This is a genomic window from Gallibacterium genomosp. 1 (assembly GCF_000771875.1).
Taxonomy (GTDB): domain Bacteria; phylum Pseudomonadota; class Gammaproteobacteria; order Enterobacterales; family Pasteurellaceae; genus Gallibacterium.
Window position 1 is genome coordinate 33,014 of record NZ_JPXX01000010.1, and the last position, 20,292, is coordinate 53,305.

A 20,292-nucleotide genomic window follows, 5' to 3' on the forward strand; every position below is an offset into this window, starting at 1 on the left:
AAAAGGACAATTTATGAAAAACACAATGAAATATGAATTTTGGGTTGGGCTTTTTTTATTATTAGGCATTGCCGCCTTAGTTTTCCTAGGTTTGAAAGTGGCCAATATTCAAAATTTTAGTGAATCACAAACATACCGTGTAGAGGCAACTTTTGATAATATAGGCGGTCTGAAAGTAAGAGCGCCGGTGAAAATTGGTGGTGTAGTTGTCGGTCGCGTCAATAAAATTGAATTGGATCCAACCACCTATTTACCAAAAGTAACGCTAGTGATTGAGCGACAATATAATCAAATTCCGGATAACAGTTCATTATCGATCAAAACCGCCGGTTTATTGGGTGAACAATATATTGCTTTAAATATCGGTTTTGATGATGGAGAAACCCCGATGTTGAAAGACGGTAGCAAAATTGTTGATACCAAATCAGCAATGGTGCTGGAAGATTTAATCGGGCAATTTATCTATGGTGATAAAAAATCCAATGATTCCGCCACAGAATCAAGCGAAACAAATAAAGAATAAATTATCTTAAAGGAGAACAAATATGTTACAACGCTATCTCAAAAAAATGGCTTGGTCATTAATCACCACCACTTTAATGTTGGTCAGTTGTCTTGCCAATGCCGAACAAAATCCTTATCAACTAATGCATCAAGCATCTGATAAACTCTTTGCTGATATTACACAAAATCAGAACAAAATTAAGCAAAATCCAAACTATTTACGTACTATTGTCAAACAAGATTTAATGCCTTATATTCACGTTAAATATGCCGGTTCATTAGTTTTAGGCAATTCAAGCTTTAAAACTACAACATCGGAACAACGTGAGCAATTTTTCACGACTTTTGGCAACTACATAGAACAAGCTTATGCTCAAGTTTTAACTTTTTATAATGGACAAAAAGTTACCATAGAACCTGAAAAACCTGTTGACGGTAAAAATATTGTCAATATTCGTGTTACCGTTGAACAAAATAACGGTGCTGCTCCAATTAAATTGGATTTCAAATGGCGTAAAAACAGTAAAATTAATCAATGGCAAGCTTACGATATGGCGGTTGAAGGCGTGAGTATGGTTGAAACTAAGAAAAATGAGTGGAGTAGTGTACTACGCAAACAGGGTATTGAAGCACTCACTGCTCAGATCGCAAAATCAGCAAGTATGCCGATAACTTTAGATAAAAAATAAAATTTCAGCCATTAAGGGATTTTGGATGAGCGATGATAATTTAATCTGGCAACTGGAGCAGGTTGAACAACAGGCTATTGTTACCTTAAACGGCATATTAAATCGTGAAACTGTGCCACAACTATGGCGACAACGTCAGCAGTTCAGCTTGAAAGAGAATGCTAATTTGCAAAGCTGTCAACAGATAACCTGGGATTTACAACAAATCATCCATATTGATTCCGCCGGTTTTGCTTTACTGACTGAATTATTGCTATTGAATCCGGCTGAAAAAGTGCGATTAATTAATCTACCGGAACAATGCAAAAATCTGGCAGCGTTATTTTCATTAGATCAATGGTTACACCAATATTTAATTTAATCAATAATTAGAGAACATTTATGGATCCAAAAGAAATTGAACAATTATTAAAACAAACACTTAATTTAGATGAAGTTTATGTGCGTGGTGAAAATGCCCATTATGATGTGATTGCAGTTAGCGATAAGTTTGCTGATTTATCACGTGTTAAACAACAACAAATGATTTACGCACCATTAATGGAGCATCTTGCCAGCAATGCTATTCACGCATTAACCATCAAAACCTTTACCGTTGATAAATGGAAACGTGAAAAGCTCTTTTTTAATCTATAATATTTCTCATTAATTTATGCAGAAAGGTGCGTGAATTCGCACCTTTCTAATGTAGAATCATCTTTAGGAAAAATTATGTCATCACCGAAATTTGTTCATTTGCGCATTCATAGCGATTTCTCAATGATTGATGGGCTAACCAAAATAAAAACATTGGTTGATGAATGTGCAAAGCAACAAATGGTGGCAATGGCATTAACCGATTTTACTAACTTCTGTGGTTTAGTGAAATTTTATGGTGCAACCTTAGGTAAAGGCATTAAACCAATTGTTGGTGCGGATGTTTTAGTCAATAGCGAAGAGCTTCCGGATGAACCGTTCTCTCTAACACTGCTCGCCAAAAACAATGTCGGCTATCAAAATATCACTTTATTGCTTTCCCGTGCTTATCAGCGCGGTTATCGTGAGTATCCAATGATAGACAAAGAATGGCTGATTGAACACGCTGAAGGTGTTATTATCCTTTCCGGTGGCAAAGACGGTGATGTTGGTAAGTTTCTCGTGAGAGGAAATCAAAATTCTGCGGAGAACTGCCTAGCTTTTTATCAACGTCATTTTTCAGATCATTTTTATCTTTCTATCAGCCGCACTGGTCGTAATGATGAAGAACATTATCTGCAACAGGCGGTCGACTTAGCGGAGCAACACCAAATTCCACTAGTTGCGACTAATGATGTAATGTTTCTTACGGAGGATGATTTTGAAGCTCACGAAATCCGTGTCGCTATTCACGATGGCTATACGCTAGATGATCCTAACCGCCCGAAAAAATATAGTCCACAACAATATTTCCGTAGTGAACAGGAGATGTGCGAATTATTTGCCGATCTCCCACAGGCGCTCGAAAACAGTGTTTACATTGCACAACGTTGCAATGTTACCATTCGCTTAGGTCAATATTTTCTACCTCAATTCCCGACCGGAAAATTAAGCACTGAGGAATACCTAATTCAACAGGCAAAAACCGGTTTAGAGCAACGTTTAGCTGTTCTTTTCCCTGATGAACAGGAACGACAACAAAAACGTGCAAAATATGATGAACGCTTGGAAACGGAACTAAAAGTAATCAACCAAATGGGATTCCCCGGTTACTTCCTAATCGTGATGGAATTTATCCAGTGGTCAAAAGATAACAATATTCCGGTTGGACCGGGACGAGGTTCCGGTGCCGGTTCTTTAGTGGCTTATTCCCTTAGAATTACCGATCTTGATCCGCTGCAATTTGATCTGCTTTTTGAACGTTTCTTAAATCCAGAACGTGTTTCAATGCCGGATTTTGATGTCGATTTCTGTATGGATGGTCGCGACCGCGTAATTGAACACGTGGCACAAATGTATGGACGGGATGCTGTATCGCAAATTATCACTTTCGGTACTATGGCAGCAAAAGCAGTAATTCGAGATGTTGGACGAGTGCTTGGTCATCCATATGGTTTTGTTGATCGCATTGCAAAACTGATTCCCCCTGATCCCGGTATGACTTTACAAAAAGCATTTGATGCCGAACCTAAATTAGTCGAGGTTTACAACAGCGATGAAGAGGTTAAAGCACTGATCGATATGGGGCGTAAATTAGAGGGAGTTACCCGAAATGCAGGGAAACACGCCGGTGGTGTGGTTATATCACCAAGCAAAATTACCGACTTTTCGCCAATTTACTGTGATTCCGAAGGTAAACATCCTGTTACTCATTTTGATAAAAGTGATGTTGAATATGCCGGCTTGGTCAAATTCGACTTTTTAGGCTTACGCACGCTCACTATTATCCAATGGGCGGTTGATATGATTAATGAACGTATGCGCCGTGAGGGTAAACCGGAAATCAATATTCACCATATTCCATTGGATGATGAAAAATCCTTTAAATTGCTACTAGATGCGCAAACAACTGCGGTATTCCAACTGGAATCGCGCGGAATGAAAGATTTAATCCGTCGTTTAAAACCTGACTGTTTTGAAGATATTATCGCATTAGTGGCACTATTTCGTCCGGGACCATTACAATCCGGAATGGTGGATAACTTTATTCGCCGTAAACACGGGGAAGAAGAAATCTCCTATCCAGATGCTGAATATCAGCACGAATCCCTTAAACCAATTTTAGAACCAACTTACGGCATTATTTTATACCAAGAACAGGTAATGCAAATTGCACAGGTGCTTGCTGGTTATACCTTAGGTGGTGCGGATTTATTACGCCGAGCAATGGGAAAAAAGAAACCGGAAGAGATGGCAAAACAACGTTCTGTTTTCAAAGAGGGAGCAATTAAAAACGGTGTTGACGGTGAATTAGCAATGAAAATTTTCGATTTGGTGGAAAAATTCGCCGGTTACGGTTTCAACAAATCACATTCTGCCGCATATGCACTGGTTTCCTACCAGACACTTTGGCTAAAAGCTCACTTTCCTGCTGAATTTATGGCGGCAGTAATGACATCAGAAATGTATAAAGTGGAAAAGATCGTCAATTTCTACGATGAAAGTTTGCGAATGGGTTTAAAAGTTGTTCCCCCCGATATTAATACCGGAAAATACGGTTTCAGTGTGAATGAAAAGGGAGAAATCGTTTATGGCTTAGGCGCAATTAAAGGTGTGGGAGAAGCTCCCGTTGAAAATATTATTGAAGCTAGAACATCGGGTGGACTATTTCGTGATCTGTTTGATCTATGTGCTAGAGTGGACTTACGCAAAATTAATCGGCGCACCTTTGATAATCTGATTAAAGCTGGCGCATTAGATAAACTTGGGCCACACCGTGCTGCAATTGCACTAAATTTAGAAGATGCCCTCAAAGCCTCCGATCAGCACGCCAAAGATGAAGCATTAGGACAAACAGATATGTTCGGTGTATTGGCAAGTTCACCGAACCAAGTAGAACAAGCTTACGCCAATGCCCCTAAATGGACAGAAAAAATGGTGTTAGATGGTGAACAAGAAACATTGGGATTATATTTAAGTAGCCATCCAATCAGCCGTTATGTGAAAGAGTTATCACACTATGGCAATCGTTTATCAGAAGTGAGTGTCACTCGTCGTGGCGAAAGCTGCACCGTATCAGGGTTAGTAGTTAATTTCCGATCACTGGTTACTAAACGAGGTAATCGTTTAGGAATTCTAACTCTAGATGATCGCTCGGCAAGAATGGATATTACTCTATTCTCTGATGCTTTAGAGCAATTTGAAGAAAAAATCCAAAAAGATCATATTGTTATCGTTAGCGGATCAGTTATTCCTGACGATTTCACCGGCGGTATCCGAATGATAGCCAGAGAACTCAATACACTAGAAGAGATTCGTCAACGTGTAGTAAAAAGTTTAGCGATTGCGATTAAACAAAAGCAGTTAAATAACGACTTTATCGAACGCTTTAAACAGATCCTAACCCCTTATGCACAAGGCACAATCCCGGTTCATATCTATTATGACAGTCCGAAAGGTCGTGCAATGCTCACTTTAGGTATCGAATGGCGTATTACACCACACGATGATCTCATTTCCGATTTAACCGCTTTTATCGGCGAAGAGCAAGTTGAGTTGGAGTTTGACTAAAAAGAAAAACGAATCCGCACCTTAAAAATTATTCTTGATATTAACTATGTAGGTGCGGATTTTATAACAAAAACTCACTTGGTATTTTATCAATAATCTAGAAATACCATTTAGACAACAAAACACCTGCAGTAACTGCCACATTTAGCCCAGTTGAAAGTGGATTAGTTATCGATAACGCCACATTAGTCACATCAGGATCGAGATCTTTAATCGTATTTTCCGACAACACAATTGCCACTTTGTCCTGTAACTCCAATTTGTTTAGTGCTATTGCCTGTTTGGATAAACTGGCACGTATCAGTTGATAACCTTCCTGCTTTAACAGATCTAACGCTAATGCCGAATGGGCAACTTCAAATAAACGCAAATATTCAATACCACCTTCAGCAACACGCATCGCTGCCGAGCTTTGTACTGCATCAATCTTATCCGTTACTACATTTTTCACACCATAAAATGCGAGTGTTTTCAATACTCCACCAATATTCGCTGCATTGCCGATGCCATCCAACACGACAAGACAATCTCGTTTTCTAGGCGTTTCTAAATAACTTTTTAGCATTAATGGTGGACGTTTTTTCACTAATAAACAGATGCCACCATGATGTTCTGTACCACTGACAAGCTGTAATTCGTCCCCTTTCACCACGTGATAAGCCTTTTTATTTTCTGCTAAATAGCTCATCATTTCACCGGCTTTTTTCGTTAATTCCTGCGTGACCCATAAACGCACAATATCTTGCGGACGATGTTCAAATAAAGCAAAACACGCCGCTTCGCCATAAACTTTCACCTCTTCGGCACGATTTTGGCGGATATTTTCTGGGGCTCGCGGTGATAATGCCCCTTTCTTTTTCATTTTTTGTTGTGGTGCATTGGATTTAATGGTTACCGTTACACTCCCCTCGCCAAGCGTACCTGCTTTATGTGCGGTAATCTGCTGTTTATCTCCCCAAATAGAACGTGGTTCGCGTGGTTGACGGAATTTATTTTGATTCAAAAAACCTGATCGTTTGTCATCATTGAAACGATCCTGTTTTTTATCGCCGAAACGTGGTTTATCTGAAAAACGTGATTTGCCTTTCTGATCACGTTCGGTGCGATCCTGACGGCGATTGTTTTCAGAAAAACGGAATTTATTTTCTTGAAAAACTGGTTTTTTATTCATTGGATTATTTTCAGGTTGGATAATAGGAAAATTTCGCCCATTATAACTGAAACAGTTGAGAAGTCTTAACAAATAATTGTAAACTTAGGCATTTTATAGAAAAGCGCAACGCCATAATGGTAGCGCATAACCATAATTATATTATGTTACTATCAAGATTAGATCGTGCGAAAAGAAGATTAGCTCGTTTGCCTGCGTATACACTGGAAGCGCAACAGGTTGAAATTATCCTATCTTCCAAAGCATTTAAACAGCAGATACTGGAACTTATCAGCCAGGCTAAAAAACGTATTTATATTACTGCACTTTATTGGGAAAAGGATGAAGCAGGACAAGAAATTCTTGAGGCCATTTATCAAGCAAAACAGAATCATCCCGATTTAGATATTAAAATATTCGTTGATTGGCATCGTGCGCAACGTGGACGCATCGGTGAAGATCAACAAAGTAGCAATGCCGATTGGTATGAGGCAATGCGTCAGAAATATGGATTTGATGATGTCATTGTTTATGGTGTACCTATCAATACCCGTGAGATTTTCGGCGTGTTGCATATTAAAGGGTTTATCTTTGACGATACTGTGCTTTATAGTGGAGCAAGCATTAATAATGTCTACTTACATCAACAGGATCGTTACCGCTACGACCGCTATCAAAAAATTACAAACCCACAATTAGCCGACTGTCTGGTTGAATTTATCCAACAAAATTTAAATGATATTTGTGCAGTAAATCGCCTCGATCAAGCGCGAAAACCAACCAAAGAGCTACGCCCTGCGATTCGTTCTTTCCGTAGAAATTTAATTTTAACCGGTAAATATCATTGTCGTACAAAACAACACCTTGAAGACGGCAGACTAACTATTACACCGCTGTTCGGGATTGGCAAAAACAATCTGTTGAATAAAGTGATTGAAGCTTTATTTATAGTTACTCAACAGAAATTAACAATTTGTACGCCCTATTTCAACTTTCCTCGTTCATTGCAACAACGAATTAGAACTTTGCTGCACGAAGGTAAAAAAATTGAAATTATCGTTGGCGACAAAACTGCAAACGATTTTTATATTCCGCCATCTGAACCGTTCAAAATGGCTGGGGCATTGCCTTACCTTTATGAGAAAAACTTACGCCAATTTGCAAAAAAATTTGCCGATTTTATCGATAATAAACAGCTTACTATCCGCCTATGGAAAGACGGTGAAAACAGTTATCACCTTAAAGGCGTTTGGGTTGATGACAATTACATTCTGCTCACCGGAAATAATTTAAATCCACGTGCTTGGCGTTTGGATGCAGAAAACGGTTTACTAATTCAAGATTTGGATCACAAGCTGACTGCTCAAACCTGTACCGAATTAGCTGAAATACGCACTTACACCACCATTCTTAACAGCTATCAACAACTGGATAAACCAAGCGATTATCCAGCACCGGTGCAAAAAATATTACGCCGTTTTGAGCGGATTAAAGCGGATCATTTGGTTAAGATGATTTTATAGTTTCACTAATAAGAGAAATGATGAATGATTTATAGTATGACAGCATTTGCACGCCACGAAATCCAAGCAGCATGGGGTTGTGCAGTTTGGGAAATTCGTTCTGTTAATCAACGTTATCTGGAAACTTTTTTTCGTTTACCTGAGCAGTTCAGAGCGTTAGAAAATACACTGCGAGAAACATTAAGACAACGCTTGTCACGCGGTAAAATCGAATGCAGTTTACGGATTGAATTAAATCAAGCAAAATCTGGATTAAACCTTAATCAAACGTTTGCTCGCCAAGTAATGGAAGCTTTGTATTGGATTAAAACTAAATTAAATGATGGTCAAATTAATCCGATTGATATTCTGCGTTATCCGGGGGTAGTGGAAGATGCCGGCGTTGACGTCGATGAGCTTGGTCAGGAGCTACTCACCGGTTTCAATGCATTATTGGATGATTTTATTGCTATGCGCGCACGAGAAGGTGAAAAATTAGCAGAAGCCATTCGTACCCGTTTACAGGCTATTGCTACCGAAGTGACATTCGTTCGTAATAAAATGCCGGAAGTGTTGCAATGGCAGCGTGAACGCTTATTACAACGTTTTGAAGAGGTGCAGTTACAGCTTGAACCGAGCCGCTTGGAACAGGAGATGATTTTGTTGGCACAACGTATTGACGTTGCCGAAGAGTTGGATCGTTTGGAAATGCACATCAAAGAAACTAATAACATCATCAACAAAGGTGGTGTTGTCGGTCGCCGTTTAGATTTTATGATGCAGGAGCTGAATCGAGAATCCAACACATTGGCATCCAAGTCAATTAATACGGAAATCACCAACGCTGCGGTCACGTTGAAAGTGTTAATTGAACAGATGCGTGAGCAGGTACAAAATATCGAATAAGCAAAAGGCAGCTCATTTGAGCTGCCTTTAATTTTTACTGTTCTTCAAATCTATTTTCCAGTAGCTGGTAAACTGCGCCATCTTCTTTTAAACGGAACGGCGTTTCCAGTGGCACATCTTTATTCAACACCACTTGTAGCCACGTTTGCTGTTGATAATGGGCAAAATTAATGATTGTGCCTGTTTTTCGCCAACCGTTTTCCAACGCCATTTGCACGCTGGAACCGATTTCAACCGCCTCAATCTCATCCGCCACCAAGGTAAACATCGCCAACTTATTTGCACCACGATACTTAGCACGCGCAATGGTTTCTTGACCAATATAACAACCTTTAGTGAACGAAATTGCCTGTTCCAAATGTTGTAAATTTAATGCCTGTGGAATAAATTCACCTTGTGCCATAGCGGTAAATAACGGCTCACCATTAACGATATTCAGCCATTTCCACTGTTCTGCCTGCTCCGCCTGTGCTTGCTCACTCTCACTGAATAAGAGGTAAAAATCATTCTCTGCATTAACGCGTACTAATGTTTTATCTGCTGTTGTAGTGACTTCAGCATCGGTGATTAAATCATTCGGCAGACAATCTTCACTAAAGGCGGCAATGTGCAAATTTTTCTCGACAAAAGTAACTTTAGAAAAGACCGCATATTTTTTTAACTGCAGCAATGCTAACGGCAACAAACTTTTCTCAAATACAAACCAAAATTGTTGTGCAGAAAATTTTATCAATCGGAACAAAGAAATCACCTTGCCTTTTGGATCACAATGCGCCGCTAAAGTAGAGCTATTCTCTGCCATACTAACCACATCACAAGTTAATTGTCCTTGTAGAAATTTCTGGCTGTCTATGCCATTAATTTCAATTACACAATAATTATCCAATTTGGCTGCAAGCCCGTTGATATTATTCAAACTAGACATTTTTCTCTCCTTAGCACAAAGATAGGGCTTGCAACACAAGCCCTATCGTCATTAATGTCGTGCAAATTTTTTGCGATTTTCTTTAAATTTTCGCTCTTTAGCAGAATGCGATTTCTTTGAGAAGGCTTCACCATCACGAGTTTTCTTATGTGATGAATGCTTTCCTTTATCTATATCTTTCGCCATTTCTAATAAAGACATTTTCATTGGTTTTCCAACAACATAAGTGCGTTGGAAATGTTGTAATAAAGCTTTTGGCATATCTAGTGGTAACTCCACTGTTGCATAATGATCATACAATTTAATATGACCGATATAACGACTGCTAATATTACCTTCATTAGCAATAGCACCAACAATATGCCCAACTTCAACACCATCTGCACGCCCAACCTCAATGCGATACAGATCCATCGGCAATTCATTTCTTGCTCCACGACGTTCCGCCGAACGAGGGTTTTCTCTGCGTTCACGACCTTTATAATCACGATTCTTCTCACGGCGTACCGGTTTGATTTCAGGATCAGGCGGTAGAATTAATTTCTGTTTACCCTGCAATAACATCATCATTGCTGCTGCAATATCTTCCTGTGATTGATCCGCCGCAAAAATATCTTCCAATAGACTGCGATATTGATCAAGATCGTGATGTTCCAACTGTGCTGTAATCCGCTGACGAAATTTATCACGTCTAACTTGTTGTAACTGTTCGTGATTTGGAATTTGCACCTCATCAACAGTCTTCTTCATCAAACGCTCAATGTTGCGTAACAAGCGTTTTTCCCTTGCTTCTACAAATAAAAGTGCACGCCCTGCACGCCCTGCACGCCCGGTACGACCGATACGATGCACATAAGATTCAGGATCAAGTGGAATATCATAATTCACGACTAAACTGATACGGTCAATATCAATACCGCGCGCCGCTACATCCGTCGCCACAACAATGTCTAGGCGACCATTTCTTAATTTCTCCAATGTTTGCTCACGCAACTGTTGTGTCATATCACCATTCAATGCAGCACAACGAAAACCATTTCGCTCAAGCAAATCAGTAACTTCAGTTGTACCGGTTTTAGTGCGAGTAAAAACAATAGCAGCATCAAATTCTTCCACTTCAAGAAAACGCACTAATGCTTCACTTTTTTTAAAGCCATTCACAAACCAAAAAGATTGTGTAATATCCGGTGCAGTTTGTTGTGTCGATTGAATTTTGATTTCTTGAGGTTCACGCATAAAACGGCGAGTAATACGACGAATTGGTTCAGGCATCGTTGCTGAGAACAACGCTGTCTGATGTAATTCAGGCAATTCTGCCATTACAGTTTCAACATCTTCAATAAATCCCATACGCAACATTTCATCGGCTTCATCAAGCACAATTGCTTTTAATGCACTTAAATCTAATGTTTTGCGACGAATATGGTCTAAAATCCTTCCAGGAGTACCGACAACAACTTGCGCTCCTTGCTTCAATGCACGAAGCTGAATATCATAACGCTGTCCGCCATAAACAGTAACAATATTGATACCTTGTAAATTTTTTGCAAATTGTTCACACGCATCTGCCACTTGAATAGCCAATTCACGCGTCGGTGCCATTACCAAAAGTTGCGGATATTTTTTATTAAGATCTATTTTTGTTAATAATGGCAGTGCAAAAGCCGCTGTTTTGCCACTACCTGTTTGTGCCATACCAAGCACATCTTCACCATTTAATAAGTGTGGGATACACGCTTGCTGAATTGGTGAAGGATTAATAAAACCTAGGTCTGAAACTGCAGATAAAAGGTTTTCCGGCAGACCTAAATCTGCAAAAGTCATTGTTTGTTCTGTCATGTAAATACCAAAGTATAAATTTTTGTTTTAATAATATTATGGCTTGCTTTGTGCTGGGGCTTTAGTTTCACTTAAACGCAAAAGTTCTAACAATGAAAAACGATATTCTACAAAGCTATAAACTTGATTCACCATTGCTAATTTAAATAGCGTAATCGCATCCTGTTGATGATTTTGCATTAATTGCTGTTTTGCCAAGTAAAAATAGGTTTCCGTTAAAACTTCTGAATATTGTGAGGAAGATTTGCCTGCATACTGCTTCATCCGTTGTTGTAATTCGGATAAAGAAATCTGCGTTAAATAATACTGTACAATATTCGTTCCCCAATATTGATCGGAAAGTTTATTTGCACGCTGTTTCAAACGAGAAAACGCCAAATCAGGGTTCTGTTTCAATTCATTGAAATATAACCAAAGTACGCGATAAGGGTTTGTCGTATCTTCTTGATAAAATTTAATTAAATCATCTTCCGCTCGTGCAAAACGGTTAGAGTAATAGTAACTTAACCCACGATTAAAGAAAGCATAACTGTAATGAGGATCAAATGTCAGCACGGCATTGAAATAATCAATCGCAGCATCGTAATCCCCCTCAACTAGGGCATAAATCCCTAAATAATTATAAGCATCTGCCATTGTTGGTTTGAGCTGAATCGCTTGAGAAAAATCAAATCTAGCCAATGTCCAAAGACCAAGACTATCGTATAAAACACCGCGTTCAAAATAAAATGCAGCACGATCTTCTCGATTCATTTTTTCTAATTGCAGCACTTGACTGAGTTTAGCAATAACTACTTCCTGATCAATATGTTCCTGCGGTTTGGTATCGGAAAATATTAATTGAGAATCCGTTCCTAAAACACGTAATGGTGAAGTAGAACACCCCATCAACAAAAAGCATAATGAAAAAAACGGAAAATAGAAAAATGAACAAACTCTTCTCTGCAATCGACACATAATACTGCCTTAACTAGCACTTAGCCCAACACTTGCGGCAAAAACACCGTGGCAAAACCACGGTGTTATTCGTCATTGCTTATATCTTACGCGTCTATTGAATGATCTTCAATTGCGCTGTTTTCATTTGTCGTTTCAGGCTCATTAACTGTTTTAGGTTGAAGGTCTTTCATTGTCAAACGAATACGCCCTTGACGATCAATTTCAACCACTTTAACTACCACTTCCTGACCAACTTGTAGATAATCACTGACTTTCTCTACACGCTCATCAGAAATCTGTGAGATATGAACCAATCCTTCTTTGTTGCCCAACACCGCAACAAATGCACCAAAATCAACGATACGAGTCACTTTGCCTTGGTAGATTTTATTCACTTCCACTTCAGCGACAATCTCTTCGATTCTAGACATTACCTCTTTCGCCGCATTGTTATCGGTTGCGGCAATTTTCACGGTACCATCATCATCAATATCAATAGAAGTGCCTGTTTCTTCAGTCAAACTACGGATCACCGCGCCACCTTTTCCGATAACATCTTTAATTTTCTTCGGATCAATCTTCATTGTATGAATACGAGGTGCGAAATCAGAAATATCAGCACGCGGTGTTTGAATCGCTTGTTCCATTACATTAAGAATGTGCATTCTTGCACTTTTTGCTTGGTTAAGCGCAATCTGCATAATTTCAGGCGTGATCCCTTCAATTTTAATATCCATTTGCAATGCGGTTACCCCTGCACGAGTACCTGCAACTTTGAAGTCCATATCACCAAGGTGATCTTCATCGCCAAGAATATCGGATAACACGACAAATTTATCATCTTCTTTCACTAAGCCCATTGCAATACCGGCAACCGCTGCTTTAATCGGCACACCGGCATCCATTAATGACAAAGATGCACCACAAACAGATGCCATTGAAGAAGAACCGTTTGATTCTGTGATTTCAGACACCACACGCACCACATAAGGGAACTCTTCTAAAGTCGGCATTACTGCAGCAACGCCACGTTTGGCTAAGCGTCCGTGACCTATTTCACGGCGTTTTGGTGAGCCAATCAAACCTGTTTCACCAACAGAGTATGGCGGGAAATTATAGTGGAACAAGAAATGATCGGTTCTTTCACCAGTCAATTCATCAATAATTTGAGCATCACGTTCCGTACCTAATGTAGTCACCGCTAAAGATTGCGTTTCACCACGAGTGAAAATAGCGGAGCCGTGGGTACGAGGCAGAACGCCAGTACAAATATCCAATGCGCGAACAGTATCAACGGTACGTCCATCAATACGCGGCTCACCTGCTAAAATACGGCTGCGAACAACACCACTTTCTAATTCGTGAATAATATCAATGATTTTACCTTCGGTAATGCTATCATCTTCGCTATTTTCAGCTAACACAGTAGCACACACATCGGCTTTGATCGCATCAATCTGTTCATAACGTGCCTGTTTTTCAGTAATACGATAAGCCTCACCTAAACGAGCTTCAGAGAGTTCTTTAATACGATTGATTAAAGCTTCATTTTTAGCTGGAGCCTGCCAATCCCAACGAGGTTTACCAGCTTCTGCCGTAAACTCTTTGATCGCTTCAATCACAACCTGTTGTTGTTGATGACCGAAAACCACCGCTGCCAACATCTGTTCTTCGGTAAGAATATCCGCTTCAGATTCAACCATTAATACTGCTTTATCCGTACCGGCAACCACTAAATCCAAACGACTCTGTTTTTGTTCTGATATTGTTGGGTTAAGTACGAACTGATCATTAATAAAACCGACTCGTGCCGCACCAATTGGACCATTAAACGGCACACCAGATAAAGAAAGTGCCGCAGATGCACCAATCATTGCGACTAAATCCGGACTAATTTGAGGATTAACAGACATAACAGTCGCAATAATCTGAATTTCATTTAAAAAACCTTCCGGAAATAATGGACGAATCGGACGATCAATTAAGCGTGCAATTAAGGTTTCACCTTCTGAAGGACGCCCTTCACGTTTAAAAAAACCACCCGGAATACGACCAGCAGCATAACTACGTTCTTGATAATTAACAGTTAATGGAAAGAAATCTTGTCCCTCTTTCACATCTTTTTTTGCTACAACGGTGACAAATACACAAGTATCATCCATACTTGCCATTACCGCTGCGGTCGCTTGGCGTGCCATCGCTCCCGTTTCTAATGTTACGGTATGTTGCCCGTATTTAAATTGTTTCACAAATGGAGTCACAATTTTATCCTCTTATAAATAATGTTAAGTTAATGACATTTGTAATGACCCGTTTGCGACTAGCAAAAATATTTTCCTAAAAATTAAGAAATGAAAACACCACTAAACAAAAATATTTTTGTTAGCCGCACACAAAACGAGGTATTACAAAGTGTGCTATTATAGCGTGATTTTAAAACAGACGCATTGTTATTTTCTCAGGAAATCTTATTCTCCCAATTTTTTCTCACCTAATAATTCCAGCATTTTTTGCATAAACAGTGATAACTCACCCGTCATTAAGACAAAATCAGCATCAAATCGTTGGGCAACATCCTCTTTTAAAATGTCATCATTCTTCTCTTTAACCACATCAGCAAATTTTATTCGTTTTAAGGAAGTATCCTCATTAAAAATAAAACTAAAATGATCTTCCCATTCCAATGCCAATTTAGTTACAACCTTACCGGCAGAAAGGTGTCCCTGAATATCTTGTTCATAGAGGTCTTGATTTTTACAACGTAGCGTTGAACCTGTATCCAAATCTTTAAATTCCGCCTCTTCCAAGCAAGAAAGCCATTCAGGCAGGCTATCGGTCAATAACCAGTTCGTCATTGTCATAAATAACGGTTCAGCAAACGATAATGGTACTACAGGTAACGAGCCAAGCGACTTACGCAATAATGCCAACACATCTTCAGCTCTCTTGCTTGAGGCTGCATCAACATAAATTAAATCGTTTTGTGTATCAACCCACAAGGCGGTACGCTGATGACGGCTAAATGCTCGCGGTAATAACGTGGCAATCACATCATCTTTTAAGGATTGTTTCTCTGTCTTTTTTAATTTACGTTGCTGTGCCGCTTCAATCTCTTTAATTCGGTTTTCCAGTGTTTCTTTAACCACATTACTCGGCAACATTTTCTCTTCTTTGTGTGCTACCAATAGAATTTGTCCACTTACTTCAAAATAGAACATTTCACTATCCATCAAAGGTGCTTGCCAACCTAATTTTGTTCTATCACCTGCGCCGCAAGGGAAAAATTGCTGTAATGCTAAACTCTGCTGTAAGTTTTCTGTAGACCAGTCTAATTTTTTTGTTAAACGGTAAACTAAAATATTCTTAAACCAAAACATCGCTGTTTCCTTATAGTTATCTTCATAGCTGTCGGGTACAATAGCCGCTATTGTACCGTGATTTATGGAGAAAATCTTATGCAACTGAAAAAGATCGCCTTTATCGGCGGCGGCAATATGGCACGTGCCATTGCATTGGGATTATTAGCAAAAGGCTATCAAGCAGATCACATTATGATTTGCGATCATAACGAAAACAAACGTCAAGCCTTTGAAGAAAAAGGCATATTAACCACAGCGGTATCCACCAGCGCTATTGAATTTGCCGAAGTGATTGTGTTGGCGGTTAAACCACAAAATATGCAACAAACCTGCCAGGTATTTCAACAATATGATTTACAACATAAATGGCTGATTTCTATCGCTGCCGGCATCAGCGTAGACACGTTGCAGCGTTATCTACCCTCCGCCAAACAAATTGTACGTGTTATGCCGAACACACCTGCTTTGATCGGCGAAGGAATGTCCGGTTTATATGCCAATCCGAATGTTAATTTGGAATTTAAAAAATATGCCACAGAACTTTTCAATGCGATTGGTCAAAGTTGCTGGGTGGAAACAGAATCCAGCATTAATACTATTATTGCAACTTCCGGCAGTAGCCCAGCTTATTTTTTCCTCTTTATGGAAGCGATGCAAAAAACTGCGATGGCAATGGGATTGGATGAACAGCAATCACGTTTATTAGTGCAACAAACCGCGTTGGGTGTAGCACAAATGGTAATTAAAAATCCAGATTTGTCCTTAGAGATCTTACGTCAACAAGTCACTTCTAAGGGCGGCACGACTGCGGCGGCGATTAATGTGTTCCAACAACATCAGCTAGAACAGACGATTGCACAAGCAATGCAAGCGGCAGTGGCACGTGCGGAAGAGATGGAGAAATTATTTTGATTAAACTGAAATCAAATTATTGGCTCATTCTCAATTATTTTGGCTATTTCTGTGCCTATGGTGTGTTTGTGCCACTTATTCCAGTGTGGTTACAATCACAATCTTACAGTGATGAAAATATTGCTCTTTTGCTAGCTTCTGCCTACATATTCCGTTTCTTGGGCGGTATTTTCTTTTCCGGCAAAATTAAAGATACCGCTTATCTACCGGCAATGTTACGCAATCTGGCATTTTCCTCTGCTTTAGTTATTTTAATGATTGCCATCAGCTCATGGTATTGGCACTCTTTTTTATTAATTTTTGTGCTATTTGCTCTGTTTAGTCTATTCAACGGTGCTGGAATGCCATTGCAGGATAGTCTTGCTGGTATTTGGAATCGACAAATCGGCTTAGATTATGGCAGAGTACGTTTAATCGGTTCATTAGGGTTCGTGATTGGAGTAGTAGTTTTTGGTGCATTAATTAGTTATCTTGGCGATTCTTCTATTATTTGGGTCATCTTGAGTTTATTAATCGTCTATATTTTATACCAACTGCCAATCCCCGCGACACTTCCAATTTCTAATCTGCAAGCAACCCAAGCGAAAAGTATAAGTTATCGTCAATTATTATCCGAAACGAATACTCTCCGTTTATTGATCGCCATTTCATTAATTCAAGGCTCACACGGTGCTTACTATGCTTACAGTACCATCTATTGGGTTTCACAGGGTATCGATCTGAAAACCACTAGCCTATTGTGGGGAATTTCTGTGGTAGCGGAAGTGATTTTGTTCTTTTTTGCTTCCAAATTATTTAAACATTGGAATATTACTACATTATTTACGCTAAGCATCATTGCTGCTGCTATCCGCTGGATGGCATTTCCAGTATTAGGAAATTTAGCATTGTTGACCTTGTTACAACTATTTCACGCATTAACTTACGCTGTCAGCCACTTTGCCACTGTTCGCTATATTTCTGCTCAACCCGATTCACATATCGCTAAGTTACAGGCGTTATATAACGGTATCAGCAACTGTATCGCTGTCGCACTGTTGACCGCATTATCCGGCGTTATTTACAGCTACAACCCGACTTTCGCATTCTGGACAATGGCAGCTTTTGCCTTATCGGCATTACTGTTTTTACCAAAAACAAATTGTGGAAAAGTCACTGCAATCCGTGAATAAACAAAAAGGATAGTATAAAACGTACTATCCTCTTTCTATTTGTATTTTAGACAAAGTTTATGGTTTATAAATAATCTCCACACCCTCTTCGTCTTCTTCTGACCAATCATCATCCCAGTCGTCGTCACCTTCTTCAACATCTGCCAACTGTTGCTGGTGATAGTCCTCCCATTTGAATTTCACTTCTTCATTCTCGGCAACAACCACTTTTTCGCGCGGATTGGCTTCAATAAAGTCCATCACCTCTCTGACCAAATCCGGTACATTGCGCCCTGTTGCAGCGGAAATAAGATAATAATCACTGTCCCAACCGATACGTTCAGCAATTTCTGCCGCACGCTGTTGCGCTTCCTCATCGCTCAAGGTATCCATTTTATTGAAAACCAGCCAACGTGGCTTATCCGCTAATTTTTCGCTGTATTGGAACAATTCGGTTTCGATAATCGCAATATTATCCGCTGGATCACTCTCATCAATTGGCAGAATATCCACCAAATGGATCAACACTCGACAACGTTCAAGGTGTTTTAAGAAACGAGTTCCTAAACCGGCTCCTTCTGACGCCCCTTCGATCAATCCCGGGATATCCGCAATAACGAAACTACGGTTTGCATCCACTTTCACCACACCTAAACTCGGCACCAATGTGGTAAAAGGATAATCCGCCACTTTCGGCTTTGCTGCCGACACCGCACGGATAAAGGTCGATTTACCGGCGTTAGGCAACCCCAACATTCCAACATCAGCAAGCAACATTAACTCTAACTGCAAATCTCGTTTTTCACCCGGCGTACCATTAGTTTTTTGGCGAGGCGCACGATTTACCGATGATTTAAAACGAGTATTCCCCAAACCGTGATAACCGCCTTTTGCTACCAATAATTTCATATTATGTTCAGTTAAGTCACCAATGACCTCTTTGGTATCGTTATCAACCGCACGCGTACCAACTGGTACACGTAACGTGATATCATTACCACGATGTCCGGTGCAGTTAGAACTGCGCCCGTTCTCGCCTCGTCCTGCCGAAAACCGTTTTTCAAAACGATAATCTACCAATGTATTTAAATTTTCATCAGCAATTAGGTAAACATCACCACCATCGCCACCATCACCACCATCAGGCCCACCTTTCGGAATATATTTCTCTCGGCGAAAACTGACACAACCATTGCCACCATCACCAGCTTCAACACGAATTAAGGCTTCATCAATAAATTTCATCTTGTTTTAATCTCCTATTACGTCACAGGACGTTTTTTCAATAATTTATGTCCTAATGCTGAACATAGTGCACCTAATACAACGATAAAAGCACCGATATACGCCAAAGTATTTAATTCAGAAGCCGGCACAATATCCGGATAGATTCGGTGGAAAGTTTCAACAAACACAATGGTAAACAATGGCGTTAAAGTAAGAATTGAACTCACTTTGGACACTTCCCAACGGTTTAAGGCTTCGGCATAAGCACCATAAGCAATTAATGTATTTAAACAGCAATAGACTAAACATAATGCTATCGGCCAGGTCAAATTAACTAGTTTAGTCGGATGACTTAACGGCGTAAAAATTAATGACGCACCAATATAAAAAATAAATAAAATCTGCTGCGAATTAAAACGGCGTAACAATAATTTTTGTGCAATCGCATAAGATACCCAAATAATTGCCGCAGAAACACAGATAATCACCCCCATAGTATAAGTGGTCAAACTGGTGAACAATTCAACTAAACGGGCATTAAAGAAAGTCAGTAAGCCAATAAATAAAAGCAATGCACCAACTTTCTGGTTCCAACTTAATTTTTCCTTAAAAATCAACACACCGGCAAGCATCATAATAAATGGCGACACTTGCCCAAGCACCTGTGAAACCGAAGGATTAATATATTCCAATGACGTGTTGAATAAAATAAAGTTTATCGCTAACCCCAAAGTACCAATAATTGTGATCCAGCGAAAACGTGGGTTAAACGCAATGCGAAACTTCGGCATTTTTCCTGTCACCAGCAAGATAATCGCTAGCCCAAGCATCGCTACCAAAAAACGTAACCATACTATGGTGTAACTATCTAAAACAGTTAAAACACGTTGCAATGCAAGCGGCAGAGATCCCCAACAGATCGCTGTCGTCAATGCCAATAAAAACCCCGATAATGGTCGTTCTACTTGCTTCTGCTTCATTGTTTTTCCTTACTTGTTTATCTT

General features: G+C 39.6%; 17 protein-coding genes. 9 read left to right on the top strand and 8 right to left on the bottom strand.

Annotation, left to right across the window (positions count from 1 at the left end; translation table 11 throughout):
• The first annotated feature begins 13 nt into the window (after positions 1 to 13).
• From mlaD to dnaE, 5 genes are all read left to right on the top strand, one after another.
• The gene (mlaD, locus tag JP36_RS03985) at positions 14 to 523 is read left to right on the top strand and encodes an outer membrane lipid asymmetry maintenance protein MlaD (RefSeq protein ID WP_039172185.1); all 510 of its coding nucleotides are present in this window, start codon (positions 14 to 16) and stop codon (positions 521 to 523) included.
• Between the two features lie 46 nt (positions 524 to 569).
• Positions 570 to 1,193, top strand: a complete 624-nt coding sequence (gene mlaC, locus JP36_RS03990) for a phospholipid-binding protein MlaC (protein WP_231924164.1) — start codon at positions 570 to 572, stop codon at positions 1,191 to 1,193.
• Positions 1,194 to 1,218: 25 nt separating this feature from the next.
• The gene (locus JP36_RS03995) at positions 1,219 to 1,554 is read left to right on the top strand and encodes an STAS domain-containing protein (RefSeq protein ID WP_039172187.1); all 336 of its coding nucleotides are present in this window, start codon (positions 1,219 to 1,221) and stop codon (positions 1,552 to 1,554) included.
• Between the two features lie 20 nt (positions 1,555 to 1,574).
• On the top strand, positions 1,575 to 1,829 hold the full coding sequence (locus JP36_RS04000) for a BolA family protein (protein WP_039135023.1): 255 nt from the start codon (positions 1,575 to 1,577) through the stop codon (positions 1,827 to 1,829).
• 75 nt (positions 1,830 to 1,904) lie between these two features.
• The gene (gene dnaE / locus JP36_RS04005; protein WP_039172190.1) at positions 1,905 to 5,378 is read left to right on the top strand and encodes a DNA polymerase III subunit alpha; all 3,474 of its coding nucleotides are present in this window, start codon (positions 1,905 to 1,907) and stop codon (positions 5,376 to 5,378) included.
• Positions 5,379 to 5,475: 97 nt separating this feature from the next.
• On the opposite strand, the gene JP36_RS04010 is transcribed toward dnaE, so the two are convergent.
• Entirely contained in the window at positions 5,476 to 6,549 is a 1,074-nt protein-coding gene (locus tag JP36_RS04010) for a TrmH family RNA methyltransferase (protein ID WP_039172194.1), read from the bottom strand.
• A 143-nt stretch (positions 6,550 to 6,692) separates the two neighbouring features.
• On the opposite strand from JP36_RS04010, the gene pssA reads away from it, so the two are divergent.
• Together pssA and JP36_RS04020 are read left to right on the top strand one after the other, a co-directional pair.
• Positions 6,693 to 8,051 (top strand): CDP-diacylglycerol--serine O-phosphatidyltransferase, encoded by a 1,359-nt coding sequence (gene pssA / locus JP36_RS04015; protein ID WP_039172252.1) that lies wholly within the window; start codon positions 6,693 to 6,695, stop codon positions 8,049 to 8,051.
• Positions 8,052 to 8,075: 24 nt separating this feature from the next.
• Complete coding sequence (locus JP36_RS04020) at positions 8,076 to 8,936, top strand: YicC/YloC family endoribonuclease (protein WP_039172197.1); 861 nt, start codon at positions 8,076 to 8,078, stop codon at positions 8,934 to 8,936.
• A 34-nt stretch (positions 8,937 to 8,970) separates the two neighbouring features.
• On the opposite strand, the gene JP36_RS04025 is transcribed toward JP36_RS04020, so the two are convergent.
• The 5 genes from JP36_RS04025 to rdgC form a co-directional block, all read right to left on the bottom strand.
• The gene (locus JP36_RS04025) at positions 8,971 to 9,861 is read right to left on the bottom strand and encodes a YgfZ/GcvT domain-containing protein (RefSeq protein WP_039172199.1); all 891 of its coding nucleotides are present in this window, start codon (positions 9,859 to 9,861) and stop codon (positions 8,971 to 8,973) included.
• Between the two features lie 51 nt (positions 9,862 to 9,912).
• A complete protein-coding gene (locus tag JP36_RS04030; RefSeq protein ID WP_039172202.1) occupies positions 9,913 to 11,700 on the bottom strand; it encodes a DEAD/DEAH box helicase in 1,788 nt (595 codons plus the stop codon).
• Between the two features lie 36 nt (positions 11,701 to 11,736).
• Complete coding sequence (gene nlpI / locus JP36_RS04035; RefSeq protein WP_039172205.1) at positions 11,737 to 12,657, bottom strand: lipoprotein NlpI; 921 nt, start codon at positions 12,655 to 12,657, stop codon at positions 11,737 to 11,739.
• Between the two features lie 86 nt (positions 12,658 to 12,743).
• On the bottom strand, positions 12,744 to 14,900 hold the full coding sequence (pnp, locus tag JP36_RS04040) for a polyribonucleotide nucleotidyltransferase (protein ID WP_039172207.1): 2,157 nt from the start codon (positions 14,898 to 14,900) through the stop codon (positions 12,744 to 12,746).
• 207 nt (positions 14,901 to 15,107) lie between these two features.
• A complete protein-coding gene (rdgC, locus tag JP36_RS04045) occupies positions 15,108 to 16,016 on the bottom strand; it encodes a recombination-associated protein RdgC (RefSeq protein WP_039172210.1) in 909 nt (302 codons plus the stop codon).
• 78 nt (positions 16,017 to 16,094) lie between these two features.
• On the opposite strand from rdgC, the gene proC reads away from it, so the two are divergent.
• Positions 16,095 to 16,910, top strand: coding sequence for a pyrroline-5-carboxylate reductase (proC, locus tag JP36_RS04050; RefSeq protein ID WP_039172213.1), 816 nt, complete (start codon positions 16,095 to 16,097; stop codon positions 16,908 to 16,910).
• A complete protein-coding gene (locus JP36_RS04055; protein WP_039172255.1) occupies positions 16,910 to 18,082 on the top strand; it encodes a 3-phenylpropionate MFS transporter in 1,173 nt (390 codons plus the stop codon). Before proC ends, JP36_RS04055 begins: the two co-directional genes overlap by 1 nt.
• Before the next feature lie 57 nt (positions 18,083 to 18,139).
• On the opposite strand, the gene cgtA is transcribed toward JP36_RS04055, so the two are convergent.
• Positions 18,140 to 19,306, bottom strand: coding sequence for an Obg family GTPase CgtA (gene cgtA, locus JP36_RS04060; protein WP_039172215.1), 1,167 nt, complete (start codon positions 19,304 to 19,306; stop codon positions 18,140 to 18,142).
• A 17-nt stretch (positions 19,307 to 19,323) separates the two neighbouring features.
• Complete coding sequence (locus JP36_RS04065) at positions 19,324 to 20,268, bottom strand: DMT family transporter (protein ID WP_039172217.1); 945 nt, start codon at positions 20,266 to 20,268, stop codon at positions 19,324 to 19,326.
• Positions 20,269 to 20,292: the final 24 nt, after the last annotated feature.

Coding starts and splice junctions, on each gene's coding strand:
- rdgC (WP_039172210.1), bottom strand. CDS start 16,016: ATGTTTTGGTTTAAGAATATTTTAGTTTACCGTTTAACAAAAAAATTA.
- JP36_RS03995 (WP_039172187.1), top strand. CDS start 1,219: ATGAGCGATGATAATTTAATCTGGCAACTGGAGCAGGTTGAACAACAG.
- nlpI (WP_039172205.1), bottom strand. CDS start 12,657: ATGTGTCGATTGCAGAGAAGAGTTTGTTCATTTTTCTATTTTCCGTTT.
- pssA (WP_039172252.1), top strand. CDS start 6,693: ATGTTACTATCAAGATTAGATCGTGCGAAAAGAAGATTAGCTCGTTTG.
- proC (WP_039172213.1), top strand. CDS start 16,095: ATGCAACTGAAAAAGATCGCCTTTATCGGCGGCGGCAATATGGCACGT.
- JP36_RS04010 (WP_039172194.1), bottom strand. CDS start 6,549: ATGAATAAAAAACCAGTTTTTCAAGAAAATAAATTCCGTTTTTCTGAA.
- JP36_RS04025 (WP_039172199.1), bottom strand. CDS start 9,861: ATGTCTAGTTTGAATAATATCAACGGGCTTGCAGCCAAATTGGATAAT.
- JP36_RS04000 (WP_039135023.1), top strand. CDS start 1,575: ATGGATCCAAAAGAAATTGAACAATTATTAAAACAAACACTTAATTTA.
- JP36_RS04065 (WP_039172217.1), bottom strand. CDS start 20,268: ATGAAGCAGAAGCAAGTAGAACGACCATTATCGGGGTTTTTATTGGCA.
- JP36_RS04030 (WP_039172202.1), bottom strand. CDS start 11,700: ATGACAGAACAAACAATGACTTTTGCAGATTTAGGTCTGCCGGAAAAC.
- mlaD (WP_039172185.1), top strand. CDS start 14: ATGAAAAACACAATGAAATATGAATTTTGGGTTGGGCTTTTTTTATTA.
- dnaE (WP_039172190.1), top strand. CDS start 1,905: ATGTCATCACCGAAATTTGTTCATTTGCGCATTCATAGCGATTTCTCA.
- cgtA (WP_039172215.1), bottom strand. CDS start 19,306: ATGAAATTTATTGATGAAGCCTTAATTCGTGTTGAAGCTGGTGATGGT.
- mlaC (WP_231924164.1), top strand. CDS start 570: ATGGCTTGGTCATTAATCACCACCACTTTAATGTTGGTCAGTTGTCTT.
- JP36_RS04020 (WP_039172197.1), top strand. CDS start 8,076: ATGATTTATAGTATGACAGCATTTGCACGCCACGAAATCCAAGCAGCA.